The following is a 14575-nucleotide window of genomic DNA, read 5'->3' as shown; positions in this document are numbered from 1 at the left end:
AACACACACACCTTTACTACGCCAGCTTTTTGGGTTGTATTAGTACGCGGCGCAGTATTTCTATGTTTTCCAGCACCTTTCCTGCACCATAAGCCACAGCAATTAAGGGTTCTTCAGCCTCGTTTACAGGCATCCCTGTTTGCTCACTGATCAGTCTGTCCAGCCCCCGCAGCAATGATCCGCCACCGGCCATCATGATGCCCCGATCCATAATATCTGATGCCAATTCCGGCGGGGTTTTTTCCAATGTTACCTTAATGGCTTCCAGTATGCTGGCAACCGGTTCCGACAGCGCCTTGTATATCTCTTCCGAAGTAATGGTGACTGTTTTAGGCAGACCGGTAACCATATCCCGCCCCCGTACCTCCATTGTTTCCAGGCTTTTCAATGGATAGGCAGTACCAACTTCGATCTTGATTTCCTCTGACGTTCTTTCACCGATCATTAAATTATAGGTGCGTTTAACATGTTGGATAATGGCATCATCCATCTCGTCTCCACCCACACGTATGGAGCGGCTGGTAACTATACCGCCCAAGGATATGACAGCCACTTCCGTGGTGCCCCCGCCAATATCTACAATCATGTTGCCGGTGGGTTCATGCACCGGCAGACCGGCTCCTATGGCAGCGGCCATGGGCTCTTCTATTAAGTACGCCTCCCTGGCCCCGGCCTGCATTGCGGCCTCACGCACCGCCCTCTCCTCCACCGCTGTAACCCCCGAAGGAACGCTGATTACCACCCTGGGTTTAACTAAAAAGGTGCGGTTTCTCAATGCCTTGTTAATAAAATATTTAATCATGCTTTGGGTGGTGTCAAAATCGGCAATTACCCCATCCTTCATGGGCCTGATGGCCACAATATTTCCCGGGGTACGGCCAATCATCTGTTTGGCCTCTTCACCCACAGCCAATATCTGGTTGCTTTCTCTCTGAATGGCCACCACCGACGGTTCTCTCATCACTATGCCCTTACCCTTTACATATACCAAAGAGTTAGCTGTTCCTAAATCTATACCCATATCTTTGGAAAATAGCCCGATGCGCATTTTCTGGCCCCTTCCGTCTTATTATCTTATATTAAGCCTTTGGCTTTTAAACTGACAAATTTATTATCCCCAATTATCAGATGGTCTAAGACTGATATTCCTAAAATTTCGCCACTTTCTATTAGCCGTCTGGTAATGCTAATATCATCACTGCTGGGGGTGGGGTCTCCACTGGGGTGATTGTGTACCAATATTACCCCGGCAGCACTTTTTTTAATGGCTATTTTAAACAGTTCCCTGGGATGCACCATGGAAGAATTTAGGGTGCCCACACTGATAGTTTCTTTAGACAGTACATGGTTTTTAGTATTTAACAATAAAGCACAAAAGTGTTCGCGATCCAAATAACGCATACCGTCCATTACCAAGGCCGCAGCATCGTCGGGGCTGTTTACGGTAGCCCTTTGAGCGCTGGGTGATAAGGTCAGTCTGCGCCCTAGCTCTAAGGCCGCCTTTACTTGCACCGCCTTTACCGGGCCAATTCCTTTTACGCAGGACAATTCCTCCACCGTAGCATCCAATAAGCCCGGTAAACCCCTGGTCTTAACCAATAACATCTCGGCCAGATCCACAGCCGATAGCTGTTTAGTGCCGGTGCGCAGCAGAATGGCCAGCAATTCAGCGTCAGAAAGAGAAGCAGCGCCGTTGGCCAGCAGGCGCTCCCTGGGGCGCAGCTCAGCCGGCAGTTCTTTCAGTGTTAGATATTGCATAATAACACTACTCCTTATAAAACCGGTTAAATCACTGCTTCAACTTGTCCTACATATTATCAATATTCTTTATTACCGACAATATTATCTAGCAGGTTATAATTAAATTTTTTTAGTAGTTCTGCCAGCAATTCCAAGGGCATTCCCACTACATTGTGGTAGCACCCTTCTATTGCTGTGATAAAAATTGAGGCCACTCCCTGTACCCCATAGGCACCTGCCTTATCCATCGGTTCACCGGTTGCTATGTACTGCTCAATTTCACGCTGGCTGAGTGGTTTAAATGTTACTTTGGTACAGCGATGGCCGGTAATACTGCTGCCGTCGCCGGCATTTACCACAGCCACACCGGAATATACACGGTGGCTTGTACCCTGCAGACGGCGAAGCATCTCTTTGGCCTCCTCTTCATTGGCCGGCTTACCGAGAATTACACCGTCCTTTACCACCACGGTGTCACTGCCAATAACCAAGCCCTCATCTCTCAGCCCTGCCACCGCCCTGGCCTTTAATGCCGCCAGATGTTCCACCACCTCAGCAGGCTTAAGGCCGGATGGTACAATTTCCTCCACCGAAGCCACTTGAACCTCAAAATCAAGCCCCAGCCTTTGCAGCATCTCCCGGCGCCTTGGTGATTGTGAAGCTAGGATTAGCGCCAATTGTTCAAAACCCCCTATAATTTACGGTATGCAAGGTAGCCCAAAAGCAAGCCCAGGGCTGTAAGAGGCCCCACTGCCAGTTGAAAGCCAAAATTTATGCTGAAAAAATTCAAATCTAAGGCGGTGGGCTGTAATCCAACGGTAAAAAAGTTTTGTAAAACCGGTAATGCCGGAGAGAGGGCGGCACCAAGGGCACTGCCCGCCACACCGCCGGCTGTCAAAAGAATAAATAATATCCACGCGCTGCGCGCACCACCTAATACCCTAGCCATTTTTCCTCCAACTTATATTTGTTATTTCCCATGTACACCATGGAAACATCCCTTACTTTAATATTTTTTCATTAGTTTATCATTACTACCAAACTCTGACAAGTTTTTCTCTGACAACATCAATAACGGGGCAGGCAGCATGCCCACCCCGTTACCTCATCTCATTTTACTTGTTTTTCATTGTTAGGTTAAAGGTCAGTATTTCCAATTTTACAGACAAGTCAACGTTGCGCACTTCCACATCGGGAGGAACATTTAAGCTAATGGGAGCAAAGTTAAGTATTGCTTCTAAGCCACACTCCACAAATAGGTCGGCCACCGCTTGGGCGGCTGCCGCAGGCACTGCCACTATGCCTATGCGCACGTTATTTTCTTTAATCACCTCAGACATTTTTTCTAAGGGCATCACTTCGTAATCGGCTATTCTTTTGCCGATCTTTGTTAAGTCATTGTCAAACACTGCGGTGATATAAAAACCCCGATCCCTAAATTCCCTGTAAGTAACCAGTGCCGAGCCCAAATTACCGGCACCGACCATCACTAAATTCCATGGCTCGGTTAAGCCCAGGATTTTTACGGTGTAGCGGATCAGGTCCTTGACATTGTACCCCACTCCCCTGGTACCAAATTCGCCAAAATAGGCTAAGTCTTTACGCACCTGGGCAGGGCTTACTCCTACACCGTCAGCTATTTCCCCTGAGGAGACCGTTGTCACTCCCTTTTTATCTAATCGTTTTAAAAATCTCGAATATACAGATAACCTGGTTATTGTCGCCTCTGGTATTTTTAATGCTTTCAACTGGGTTGCCTCACTTTCCAAAATATATAAAACGGTCACCTTAAGCTTTTTAAAAAAGTACAAACTTACCGTTAATACTATTATAATCGTAAACTGTCAGAATGAAAAGTGTTAATGTGAAATAAATTTCATAATCTTTCCATATCTGACAGCATATTGTCCACAAATCCAGTGGCAGGGGCAAAAATACTCTCCAAATAACGGATGGGGTTAAAGGTGGGCAAGTCTAAGGCCAATGAAAAACTATAGACCATGCCCAAGAGCATTAGCAGGCTAAAAACGGTTAAATCTCTGTACATTTGTTTTTTTATTAATACCGGCACCTGCAGTGCTATAACACCGCCAAAGAATACAATTAAAGCAGCTACCGTTAACATGGTAAATTCCCCCCTGTTTGTTAACCGGCCATGCCGGTGGGTATCTATGCCCACACTAAGACAAGGGCTTTATTGGCCTTGATATTAAACCGGTGCGTGGTATTTCTGCCTCCACTGATACTGTCACTTCTAAATTGGAAAAGATATTATCCCAGTCTTCCTTTGCTTGTCTCCAGTAATTGAGGTGCTGACGGTGTAATATTTGGCCGAAACCAAAGATATCTGCATTGTATTGCTGGGCCCTGGCAACGGCTAATAATATATCCTTTTGTATTTCTTCTTCTAAAACCCGTGCTATTTGATTTATCTTTTCAGGGCTGCCAAGGTCAATGTAAGCCTCCGTTTCATTGAGATTGGCTTCGGTTTTTACTGAAATGTGCATTGTGACATCCCCTTCTTCGGTAAAAACCGGTGTTGTTTTTGTTTTACTGCCGATTATCTCCATGCTGATAGTTTTCTCGTCACCGCCAATTTTGTCGGGTATTGCCACAATGCCGCCCTGCAAACCTTCACGTACCCATAATAAGCCGCGGGATTCCCGGTCATTTAGCCACCCCACCATCCGGCCGCCCTTAAAAACAGCGGTGTTTCCTAATAAGATATCAAACCTGGACTTTCCGGCCTCTTCACCGCTTTCAGGGAACATGGGGTTATCTATTATGGTTACTCCGGCGGTATAGCCTTCAATGCCCGGCGACGAAATCAATTCCAGGAAATCTCCAAGTTGACTGGCTGCAAATACCGGCGCCCGATGTCGGTCTTCAATAATACTCATAATGCGCATGGCAGGTACCGGCTCCAAGGTTTGGGGTATGTCAAACAATTCAATCTGACAGGTGTCGGCGGGGGTAATTAATAACCAGTTGTTGCGCCTAATTTGCGGGTTGCGGTCAAAAAAGTCTATCAAATCACCCACCCCACGCCTGGCCAGTTGTTCGGAAATAATAATTATCTGGTTATGGGCAAAATACAGCTCCCGGGGCGAATGACGGGCCAAGCCCCTCACAGCGTCAAAGATGGTATAGCCCTGATGAGTAAAATTGCGATAGGTGGCAGGGCCTGTGCCACCGCTGTTGCCATTACCGGAACCGGCCAAGGCCTGGGGGTTAATTACCTGGATATACACCCGGATGTATTCTTCTTCATCCCCCAGGTCCAGGGAGGTGGCCAACACAATGCCCAAATCCTCCACCTCCACCCTATCCCAACAAGAAACCTGGGTAAGCATTAATGCCAGCAAAAGCAGTATACACAATAATCTATTTCTTTTTACGGGTAATATATCGGGGCCGCCTTCTTTTAGTGAGTTGGGGTTCTTCATTTTTTTTGTCACCGCCGTCATCCCCCCCTTGGTCGGTCTGCTCCATAATATTAACATCGCTGGATATATTTAAGTCGCTGTGCTCCATATCCCGCTCTTGTTCTTGCCGCCAAGCACTGTTGCGATAAGAGGAATCGCCGCTTTTTTCCTTTTTAAGTGTTTGCTCTTTACGTCGATTTTGCCACGCGCCGGGCTTCATGTTCGGTTTATTGCGGTAGGGGTTATCCTTAGATATTTCCTCCGGGCGACGATCCAGCATCCACTCAGGTACCCGTACCAAGACATCCTTGAGACCTTGAGGGTGATAGGGTGCCAAGGGTGATAAATAGGGCACACCGAAACTGCGCAGGCCACACATGTGCACCAGTATCACCAGCACCGCCGCCATCACCCCAAATAGGCCCAGCGTTCCTGCCAGTATCATAATGGGAAAGCGCAGCAACCGCATGGTAATAGATAAACTAAACACCGGGTTAACAAAGGATGCTATGCCGGTCAGTGCCACAACAATTACCATTAAAGGTGAAACAATACCTGCCTCCACCGCTGCCTGGCCCACCACCAAGGCCCCCACAATACTCACCGCTTGACCTACCGGCCTGGGCATACGTATACCTGCCTCCCGCAGTACCTCAAAGGCAAATTCCATCATCAAGGCCTCCACCAGGGCCGGAAACGGCACCCCTTCCCGGCTGGCAGATACACTGATGAGCAGCGGGGTGGGTATCATTTCCTGGTGAAAGGTGATGATTGCAATATAAAACGAAGGCAGTAAAAGGGCTGTGGCCAGGGCAAAGTAGCGCATCCATCTGATGAAGGTTGCTATGTAAAAGTTTTCATAATAGTCTTCCGGCGATTGTACAAAGCTAACAAACTCTGCCGGCACAATCAGTACAAAGGGGGTATTGTTGGTAAATATCACTACCCTACCTTCCAGCAGGGCCGCGCTGGCCCGGTCGGGGCGCTCGGTATACATTACTTGGGGAAAGGGCGAGAAGGGGTTGTCTACGATAAATTCTTCCAGGTTGCCACTCTCCAGCACACCGTCTATTTCTATTCTGTTAAGTCTTCTCTTTACTTCCTTTACTACCTCGGGGTCAACAATGCCACGAATATAACCGATGGCTACGCTAGTGTTGCTGACCCGGCCAATGGTTAGATTCTCTAATATAAAGTTGGGGGATTGCACACGACGGCGAACAAGAACGGTGTTGGCTCGAATATTTTCGGTAAAACCCTCCCTGGGGCCCCGAACCACCGTTTCGCCGGCGGGTTCACTGATTCCCCGGCGTTCAAAGCCCTTTATGCTGGCCAATTCACCTTTTTTATGGCCGTCTACAATTATCAGTACGTCCCCACTCAAAATACCGCTTAAAATTAGTTTAAAATCTTGTACTTCCCGCAGGTCGCACACAGTTATTAATGAATTTTTTATACGGACAAAGGGTATCCCCTTGTCGGGGCCGCTACCCCAGGTTTCACTGTTGGTCATCATGGGGGTAATAATGTTGTCGTGCAGCTGCTCAGTATTAACCATGCCATCCAAATATGCCACTGCCGCATGGGTTTTGCCATGGGGTCCAATGGAAAATTTCCGAATGACAAAATCGCTGTTTCCTGCCATTATGGTGCGCAAGGCATCTATATTTGTATCCAGCCGGTAGCTCAGCTTCATTTCTTCCAATCCCCGGGCGCTGAACACGTGTTGGATGGGATCCGCCGGTACTTCAGACGGTTTATTAGTGCTGAGCGGTGTTTTTAGCCGGGTCTTAAAGCCCAATAGTTTTTCCAGCATATGCCTATTTCGCATAAAAAGAAAACCCCTCCAATATCTTGTGCTTATTATTGGTAGGGGTAGGAGTTTTTATTAATTAAAATTGCCTCTCTCGCCTCTGCAATCATGTACAGCGAGCCGGTGATGCAAACCAGGTCCTGGGGTGATGCCATGGCCAGGGCCGTTTTTATCGCTTCCGGTATCTGTGGGCAGATGCGTACATCGGGCAGGTGTTCTCTGGCCCATTGGGCCACCTGCTGCCAATCTCCTGCCCGGGGATTGTTGGGGGCGGTAACCACCATCCCCTTGGCCAGTGGCGCCAAGATATTAATTATCTGCTGCCGTTCCTTATCCGCCAGCATGCCCAACACCATTATTATTGGTCTATGGGGGAATTTACTCTTTAAGGCTTCGGCCAGCGCCCTGGCCCCGGCAGGGTTGTGGGCACCGTCCAGCACTATGTCAGGGCTGCCGGCTATTATTTCAAAACGTCCCGGCCAGCTTACATTGGACAGGCCGGTTCGCACTGCTTCAGGGTTTATGGCCACTCCCCTGTCAATGAGCACTTCCACCGCAGCCACCGCAGTGGCTGCATTGGTTTGCTGGTGTACTCCCCACAGGGGCAAGTGAATATTCCGGTAGGTACGGTGTCTGCCCAGGATAGATTTATCCTTCCAGGCAACCTGGCGGCCCACTTGAATCAGCGGTACTTCCTTTGCAGTACAAGCCCCTTTAATGACTGCCAATGCCTCTGGTTCAGTGGCCGCCGTAACCACCGGCGCCCCGCCCTTGATAATACCCGCTTTAACTTTGGCTATTTCTCCGACGGTGCTGCCCAGATAATCCCTGTGATCGATGCTCACGTTAGTAATTACCGCCACCAGCGGTTTTATTACGTTTGTAGAATCTATTTCGCCCCCCAGCCCCACCTCAAATATGGCAAAATCCACCCCTTGCCGGTAAAAGTAAAGGCAGGCCATGGCGGTGCTCACCTCAAATTCGGTGGGGTGTTCATAGCCCTGGGCCACCATGGCGTCCAGGTGGGGCTTTAGGGTATTAATCAGCCGGCTTATCTGCCGGTCTGCTATATCTTTACCGTTAATGCGGAAGCGCTCGTTGTAGCGGTGCAGGTGGGGCGAAGTAAATGTACCGGTGGTATAGCCCGCCGCCTGCAGTATGCCGGCAATCATGGCAGTGGTGGAACCTTTACCGTTGGTACCCCCCACATGAATGGTTTTTAACTTCAGGTGGGGGTTGTCTAATCGCCTTAGCAGTTCAACGATGCGGCCCAGCCCAAAATTTATACCAAATTTAGTTAGATTTTTTAGATAGTGTATGGCCTCTCGGTAGTTCATGTTTTAACCGCAGTTATCCTTAATTAGCCAATCTTTAATAGTAAGGCGCATGTTTTCCACCGCTTGCTCGGGGGTGTCTCCCACGGTGGCACAGCCAGGCAAATCCGGAGTTAAGGCATAGTAACCGTCGCCTTCTTCTGCCTTTTCCACCGTAACATGTACTGTCATGGTGATGGTACCGGTATGTTTGCCCTCTTCTTCTTTTAACACTGTATCCCACTTCAATGCCATATGATCTGCCCCTTTCCTTTATACTTTCGTCTGCCCTTTATGACAGCATCTCTAGCTGGGCCGATAAAGCCGATTTTTTCTCTAAAAACTCTGCTTCTTTGGCCTTTTCCTTTTCTATTACCGCTGCCGGGGCTTTGACGAGGAATTTTTCGTTGTTCAGTTTGCCTTGCACCCGCTGCAGTTCCTTTTCAATGTTCCCCAGTTCTTTCTTTAAACGGGCCACTTCTTTGTCCAAATCAATTAAACCCTTTAGGGGTACCACCACTTCCACCCCTTTGGCCACACCAACTGCCGATTGCCCCGGCTTTTCTGCCATTTGGGCGGTGATGCTTGCCTGGGCATGGGCCAGCCTTTCCAGATAGCCAATGTTTTCCTCCAACACCCGGCGGTTGTTTTCTGCCGGTACCACCAGTATAACTTCCGCCACTTTGCCCGGTGATACGTTCATTTCAGCTCGGATGCGGCGAATTTCAGTGATGCTGTCCATCAAAAGTGCCATGGCAGCTTCCGCATCTAAATCCCGCAGCTCAGGGTTGTATTCCGGCCAAGGCTGCAGCATAATGGTCTGCCCTTTATGGGGCAGACGCTGCCAAATCTCTTCGGTAATAAAGGGCATAAAGGGATGCAACAGTTCCATCATTCCCTGCATCACTGTCACCAGCGTATGCTGGGCAGTGGCCCTGTCTTCCGGTGTTGTCTTGCCAAACAAGCGCGGCTTCACAAGTTCAATGTACCAGTCGCACAGTTCGCTCCAGCTAAATTCATAAATCACCCGGGCCGCTTCACCCAGTTCATAGCGCTCTAAGTATGCCGTTACTTCATTGACGGCCCGGTGGTATCGGCTTAATATCCAGCGGTCTGCCAGCGTCAATTCTCCCCGGGGGGCCCTTTCGTCGTAGTCATCTAAATTCATCAATGCAAAGCGGGATGCGTTCCACAGCTTGTTGGCAAAGTTCCTGGCACCTTCCAGACGTTCGAAGTGGAAGCGCAGATCGTTGCCCGGGGTGTTTCCGGTGACCAGCATGAAACGCAGGCTGTCTGCCCCGTGGGTTTCAATTACTTCCAGGGGGTCTACCCCGTTACCCAAGGACTTGCTCATTTTACGCCCTTGGCTGTCCAGCACTAAGCCGTGAATAAACACTTCTTTAAACGGTACCTCTTTCATGTTGTGCAGACCGGAGAAAATCATTCGGGCCACCCAAAAAAAGATAATGTCACGGCCGGTGACCAGTACGGTGGTGGGATAGAAATGCTCCAGGTCTTCGGTTTTTTCCGGCCAACCCAGTGTGGAAAAGGGCCACAGTGCCGATGAAAACCAAGTGTCTAACACATCGGGGTCTTGCTCCATTTTACCGCCGCAGGCACATTGGGTAAGGGGTTCCGCCGAAACAACCATTTCATCACAATCACTGCAGTAGTAAACCGGTATACGGTGGCCCCACCACAGTTGGCGGGAAATGCACCAGTCGCGGATGTTTTCCATCCAGTTTAGGTATATTTTTGTAAACCTTTCCGGTATAAAACGCACATCACCCTTTTTAGCCGCTTCAATGGCACCTTCGGCCAGGGGTTTCATCTTTACAAACCACTGTAGGGACAGCATTGGTTCAATAACGGTATCACACCGGTAGCACCGACCCACCGCGTGACTGTGTTCGTCTATTTTTAGCAGGGCGCCGCATTCTTCTAAATCCTTTATAATTTGTTTGCGGCATTCATACCGATCCATGCCCCGGTACCTTTCGCCGGCCTGGGCATTCATTTTGCCGTCTTTGTCAATTACCTGCACCTCGGGCAGCCCGTGGCGGCGGCCAATTTCAAAGTCATTGGGGTCGTGGGCCGGAGTTATCTTTACACAACCGGTGCCGAAGCTAGGATCAACATAGGCATCGGCAATAACCGGCATTTCCCGCCCCACCAGCGGCAGCACCAGAGTACGTCCCACCATATGGGAATAGCGATCGTCCTCAGGATTAACAGCCACTGCCACGTCACCCAGCATTGTTTCGGGGCGAGTGGTGGCCACCACCATATACTGGTCGGCATTGTCCTTAAAGGGGTATTTTATATGATATAAATTTCCGGGACTGTCTTTATGCTCCACTTCAATATCTGAAATGGTGGTTTTGCAGTGGGGGCACCAGTTAGTGATGTAGTTATCCCGGTAAATCAGCCCCTCATTATAGAGGCGAATAAACACCTCCTGCACTGCCTTAGAACAGCCCTCGTCCATGGTAAACCGCTCTCTGTCCCAATCGCAGGATGCACCTAATTTGCGCAGTTGGGTGGTGATACGGTTGCCGTACTTTTCCTTCCACTGCCACACCCGGTCTAAAAAGGCTTCCCGACCCAGTTGATATTTGTTGGTACCCTCGTTGGCCAACTGTTCTTCCACCTTGGCCTGGGTAGCAATACCGGCATGGTCGGTGCCCGGCAGCCACAGGGCATTGTAACCCTGCATACGGCGCCAACGGGTTAAAATATCCTGCAGGGTGTTATCCAGGGCATGTCCCATGTGCAGCTGCCCGGTGACATTGGGCGGCGGCATCACAATACAAAAGGGCCGGCGGGTTTTGTCTACCTCGGCTTTAAAATACTTATTATCCTCCCAGTGTTGATACCATTTTTCTTCAACCTCTGCGGGGTTATATACCTTTGGCAGTTCAGTTTTGGTCATTTTGCTTTTCCTCCCTAGATTTATCAAATATATAGCCCAAAATAAAAACTCCTTTACCGCCCTTGCAAGGACGAAAAGGAGTATCTTCCGCGTTACCACCTTGACTTCCGACCGCCCCTTAGGGCAGTCGACCCTCAATTAGCTGTATCGGGCATACCCGGTCAAGCCTACCGACATCTAGTCTGCCTTCAGCTCAACGGCTCCGGGGCTACAGATTTGCGGTTTGGGCAGGAAATCTCACAGCCTAGGAATTTCCTTCTCTGGACCCCAAGGGGCCGCAATCCCTCCCCTTCTTCACCTTGAGGATTAATTTATGTCATTAATATTACTGATTTTGTTAGTTAATGTCAAGGGCAGCTGCGTCGCTCTTTTATTTTGGCGCCTATCCTTTGCCTATGGTAAATGACTAGCTGGGCTCACCCAATCTTATCTTTATAGTTCTGCGCGGTTTCTTTTTGCCGGGCAGGTTTACCCCCACTACACCGCCCAGGGAGCCAAGGGCTAACAGGGGCAGTATTTTTTGCAGCAGTGCCGCTTCCACAGCAAAAACACCCCAGTACACATTCATAGCCACATACAAGAATCCATATACTCCACCCACAACCCCACCATGCACCAGTCCGTGCTTATTTGCCAGCATACCACAAACTATGCCGCCTAACAGAGCCGAGCCAAAGGTAATAAGTGTAATCACCAATGACAGGTGGTGTCCCGGTGCCGTGCTAAGCAGTACATAGACACTTAAGGCAATTACCGCTGCCACACCGGTGCCCACCGCAGTTGCCAAGCCGGTGAGCACAGCCCCGGGAAAAAAGTTTTTGTTATTCTTTGCGGTGGGTGTAGACCAGGTTAATAGTGTTAAACCCTTAAACAAAGTACCCCTCCTTAATATTACGAAATTTTTACATACATATGCCAGGTTGTCTACTTTCATGCGGACAACCTAAATTTTAATCATGAAAAGTTTAGCATTTTAATACTATTATATGAGGACATTTCCAAATAAAAGGGGATGATGTGTTGAAGAAAAAGTTAATATTGCTGGCAGCCATATTAGTGATTGCCACCGGTTTGGTATACACCAGATATATTTTAACCAAGGACACCGAACCGCCGGTAATTCCGGTGGTACAAGTGGTTGAAGAACGGCATGGCATATTGTTTTTGCCCCATTACCTGGCAGCAAATCTGGGTTTTTTTGCTGAGCAGGGCATTGACGTTAAGTTTAATACGGTACAAGCCGGTGAACAGTCGTGGCAGCTGTTGGAAGAAGGCAAGGCCCATGTAATTATTGCCGGGCCGGGGCAAGCGCTATTAACACGTTTGCACCGGCAAGGACAGCACCCCATAATCTTTGCGGAAATAACCCAAAAGGACGGGGCTTTTTTTCTGGCCCGCAAGGTTGAGCATCAATTCCAATGGCAGGACGTAAAACAGCGCACCATCATTTCCGGCCCGGCCACCGAAGATACCAGCCTGGTATTAGAAAGCATTTTGCGCCAACATGAAATTGCCCCCAACTGGCACTGCAACGTAATTGAAAACCTGCCGCCTTTTTTGCGGCCGGGTGTTTTTAAATCCGGCACCGGCAGTTTTTTGGTAGCCGAAGAACCGGAGGCATCCCAACTGGTAGATGAGCAAATGGGCACAGTGGTGGCCTCGCTGGGTAAAACAGCCGGTAAGATGCCCGCCATAACTTACCTGGCCTACCCCGGTTATTTAGATGCCCACCCCCAGGTGGCCCAAGGCTTGGTGAACGGCTTATACAAAGCCCAACAGTGGATGACCTATCACACCTCCGAAGAAATTGCCGCTGTAATAGAAAAGGATTTTCCTGACTTGCCACGGGAGATGTTAATAAATGTAATAGATAAGTATAGGGACCTAGGGGTTTGGAGTACAGATCCGGTGGTTGACAAGGATAGCTACCAGAACCTGTACAACATTGTGGACAGCGCCGGTGAGCTAATCAGCAAAGTTCCATATAACAAGGCGGTAACCAACCGTTTTGCTAACCAGGCATTAAAAGAAGTGCATTACGTACCCGAGGATAAGGAAAAACCCAAACCCGGTTTAAATTGGGAATATATAAAGAGTTTATTTCAAGCCAAGGGCAAATAAGCTGCCATGGAAATTAACTTTCCTTTAACCCCCTGGCTGCTGCCACCACCAACACTACCAGTGGCAGTACAAAACCAAATAAGAGGGATTGACCGGGCCAAACCTCCCTTATATACGCAAATACTTGCGGTATGTTTTCAAACCAGGTAACAGAGGATACTGTTACCAGTATGCCCAGGGGTACTATCAGCACCCGGTAATTATTACATCGGGTCAATTGGGCAACCCCAATACAGGCGATGTAGTACAGCACTGCTAATTTAAGATAGATGCCACTTATCCAAATGGTCATAATGACAGCATCAAGGTGGTCTAAAAAACCACCTATTTTAATCTGCCGTACCATACTCAAGGCGGCAAAGGTGGTGACAGCAGTGTATCTTGCCCCAAACATGCCGATGGCCAGCACCCCAATCAGTAAAGATACACCCAGCAGCACCATCACCCAAACCAAGGCCACAATTAATTTTTTCGGTTGATTAACGTATGGTATCAGCATCAATAAAACTATTCCTTCCAACAAAAAGGACAAGAGGCGAAAAGCACCCAGTAAGGGCGGACCGAAACCGTTTTCTAAAATGGGTAAGTAATTGCCAAAGTCAACCTTGGTCAGTACCAGCAATCCCACCATGGCCAATGTAAAAATACCGATGGGAAACAAAATTTCTACCACCCGAGCTATTGTTTCAAGGCCATGATAGACCGCATAGGCTGCCGCCAGCACAATTATCCCGTTAAACACCAGCAGGGGGGTTTTACCCATAAAAGCAACCTTTAATATTACCCCAATTTGCCCCACAGTTATGGCAGTTAAGAAAACAGGGTGCATTAAAACAAAAACAAAGGCCAATATCCATCCGGCATACTTACCGAACACAGTATGAAATATTTGCACCAAGGTCTGATTGGGAAAACGCAAACCCAAGGCCAAGGCAATCAAGGCCACAGCCAGCGCCAGGGCGGTGGCAATAATTACTGCAATCCAAGCATCCCGTCCTGCTTCCATGGCCACCACAGTTGGCAAAAACACATCTGCCGTTGAAAGTATGACCACAATTATAATAAACATGGCCTGGCGGGATGATATCTTGCCTGGGTCTAAACGAAAAATATTCACTGAGATATAGTCACATCCTGCATCTTTTGTTATTAGTATTTTCCAACAGTTACAAAATAATGCTAGAAAGATACTTTAAACCCCTTTGTGCCCTTGCAGGCTCAGCGGTACAAC

General features: G+C 48.6%; 14 protein-coding genes. 1 reads left to right on the top strand and 13 read right to left on the bottom strand.

Annotation, left to right across the window (positions count from 1 at the left end):
* Positions 1-16 precede the first annotated feature (16 nt).
* The 12 genes from BR02_RS0100480 to BR02_RS0100425 form a co-directional block, all read right to left on the bottom strand.
* Positions 17-1048 (bottom strand): rod shape-determining protein, encoded by a 1032-nt coding sequence (locus BR02_RS0100480; protein ID WP_031513155.1) that lies wholly within the window; start codon positions 1046-1048, stop codon positions 17-19.
* Between the two features lie 26 nt (positions 1049-1074).
* Positions 1075-1758, bottom strand: a complete 684-nt coding sequence (gene radC / locus BR02_RS0100475; RefSeq protein ID WP_031513153.1) for a RadC family protein — start codon at positions 1756-1758, stop codon at positions 1075-1077.
* Positions 1759-1817: 59 nt separating this feature from the next.
* On the bottom strand, positions 1818-2417 hold the full coding sequence (locus tag BR02_RS0100470; RefSeq protein WP_031513151.1) for a Maf family protein: 600 nt from the start codon (positions 2415-2417) through the stop codon (positions 1818-1820).
* Between the two features lie 14 nt (positions 2418-2431).
* Positions 2432-2689 carry a DUF4321 domain-containing protein gene (locus tag BR02_RS0100465; protein WP_031513149.1) on the bottom strand — a complete coding sequence of 86 codons (258 nt, stop codon included), beginning with the start codon at positions 2687-2689 and terminating at the stop codon, positions 2432-2434.
* Between the two features lie 166 nt (positions 2690-2855).
* Complete coding sequence (locus tag BR02_RS0100460; protein ID WP_031513146.1) at positions 2856-3488, bottom strand: redox-sensing transcriptional repressor Rex; 633 nt, start codon at positions 3486-3488, stop codon at positions 2856-2858.
* A gap of 128 nt (positions 3489-3616) precedes the next feature.
* Positions 3617-3919 carry a hypothetical protein gene (locus tag BR02_RS0100455; RefSeq protein WP_238442363.1) on the bottom strand — a complete coding sequence of 101 codons (303 nt, stop codon included), beginning with the start codon at positions 3917-3919 and terminating at the stop codon, positions 3617-3619.
* Between the two features lies 1 nt (position 3920).
* Positions 3921-5198 carry a Ger(x)C family spore germination protein gene (locus BR02_RS0100450; protein ID WP_031513142.1) on the bottom strand — a complete coding sequence of 426 codons (1278 nt, stop codon included), beginning with the start codon at positions 5196-5198 and terminating at the stop codon, positions 3921-3923.
* On the bottom strand, positions 5125-6996 hold the full coding sequence (locus BR02_RS0100445) for a spore germination protein (RefSeq protein WP_114638745.1): 1872 nt from the start codon (positions 6994-6996) through the stop codon (positions 5125-5127). Before BR02_RS0100445 ends, BR02_RS0100450 begins: the two co-directional genes overlap by 74 nt.
* A 32-nt stretch (positions 6997-7028) precedes the next feature.
* Positions 7029-8315: a bifunctional folylpolyglutamate synthase/dihydrofolate synthase gene (locus tag BR02_RS0100440; RefSeq protein ID WP_031513138.1), complete on the bottom strand. Its 1287-nt coding sequence runs from the start codon at positions 8313-8315 to the stop codon at positions 7029-7031.
* A gap of 3 nt (positions 8316-8318) precedes the next feature.
* Entirely contained in the window at positions 8319-8546 is a 228-nt protein-coding gene (locus BR02_RS0100435; protein WP_031513136.1) for a type II toxin-antitoxin system HicB family antitoxin, read from the bottom strand.
* 37 nt (positions 8547-8583) lie between these two features.
* On the bottom strand, positions 8584-11223 hold the full coding sequence (locus BR02_RS0100430; RefSeq protein WP_031513134.1) for a valine--tRNA ligase: 2640 nt from the start codon (positions 11221-11223) through the stop codon (positions 8584-8586).
* A gap of 406 nt (positions 11224-11629) precedes the next feature.
* Positions 11630-12097: a TIGR04086 family membrane protein gene (locus BR02_RS0100425; protein WP_031513132.1), complete on the bottom strand. Its 468-nt coding sequence runs from the start codon at positions 12095-12097 to the stop codon at positions 11630-11632.
* Between the two features lie 146 nt (positions 12098-12243).
* Here BR02_RS0100425 and BR02_RS0100420 point away from each other — a divergent pair, with 146 nt between their 5' ends.
* Complete coding sequence (locus tag BR02_RS0100420) at positions 12244-13344, top strand: ABC transporter substrate-binding protein (protein WP_031513131.1); 1101 nt, start codon at positions 12244-12246, stop codon at positions 13342-13344.
* A gap of 13 nt (positions 13345-13357) precedes the next feature.
* Here BR02_RS0100420 and BR02_RS0100415 read toward each other — a convergent pair whose 3' ends face one another.
* Positions 13358-14461: a GerAB/ArcD/ProY family transporter gene (locus BR02_RS0100415; RefSeq protein WP_031513130.1), complete on the bottom strand. Its 1104-nt coding sequence runs from the start codon at positions 14459-14461 to the stop codon at positions 13358-13360.
* Positions 14462-14575 lie beyond the last annotated feature (114 nt).

Source organism: Desulfofalx alkaliphila DSM 12257 (assembly GCF_000711975.1).
Lineage (GTDB): Bacteria > Bacillota > Desulfotomaculia > Desulfotomaculales > Desulfohalotomaculaceae > Desulfofalx > Desulfofalx alkaliphila.
Note: the sequence above shows the minus strand (reverse complement) of the source record. Positions and strands in the feature narration are given on the sequence as shown.

Coding starts and splice junctions, on each gene's coding strand:
- BR02_RS0100480 (WP_031513155.1), bottom strand. CDS start 1,048: ATGCGCATCGGGCTATTTTCCAAAGATATGGGTATAGATTTAGGAACA.
- radC (WP_031513153.1), bottom strand. CDS start 1,758: ATGCAATATCTAACACTGAAAGAACTGCCGGCTGAGCTGCGCCCCAGG.
- BR02_RS0100465 (WP_031513149.1), bottom strand. CDS start 2,689: ATGGCTAGGGTATTAGGTGGTGCGCGCAGCGCGTGGATATTATTTATT.
- BR02_RS0100445 (WP_114638745.1), bottom strand. CDS start 6,996: ATGCGAAATAGGCATATGCTGGAAAAACTATTGGGCTTTAAGACCCGG.
- BR02_RS0100440 (WP_031513138.1), bottom strand. CDS start 8,315: ATGAACTACCGAGAGGCCATACACTATCTAAAAAATCTAACTAAATTT.
- BR02_RS0100435 (WP_031513136.1), bottom strand. CDS start 8,546: ATGGCATTGAAGTGGGATACAGTGTTAAAAGAAGAAGAGGGCAAACAT.
- BR02_RS0100430 (WP_031513134.1), bottom strand. CDS start 11,223: ATGACCAAAACTGAACTGCCAAAGGTATATAACCCCGCAGAGGTTGAA.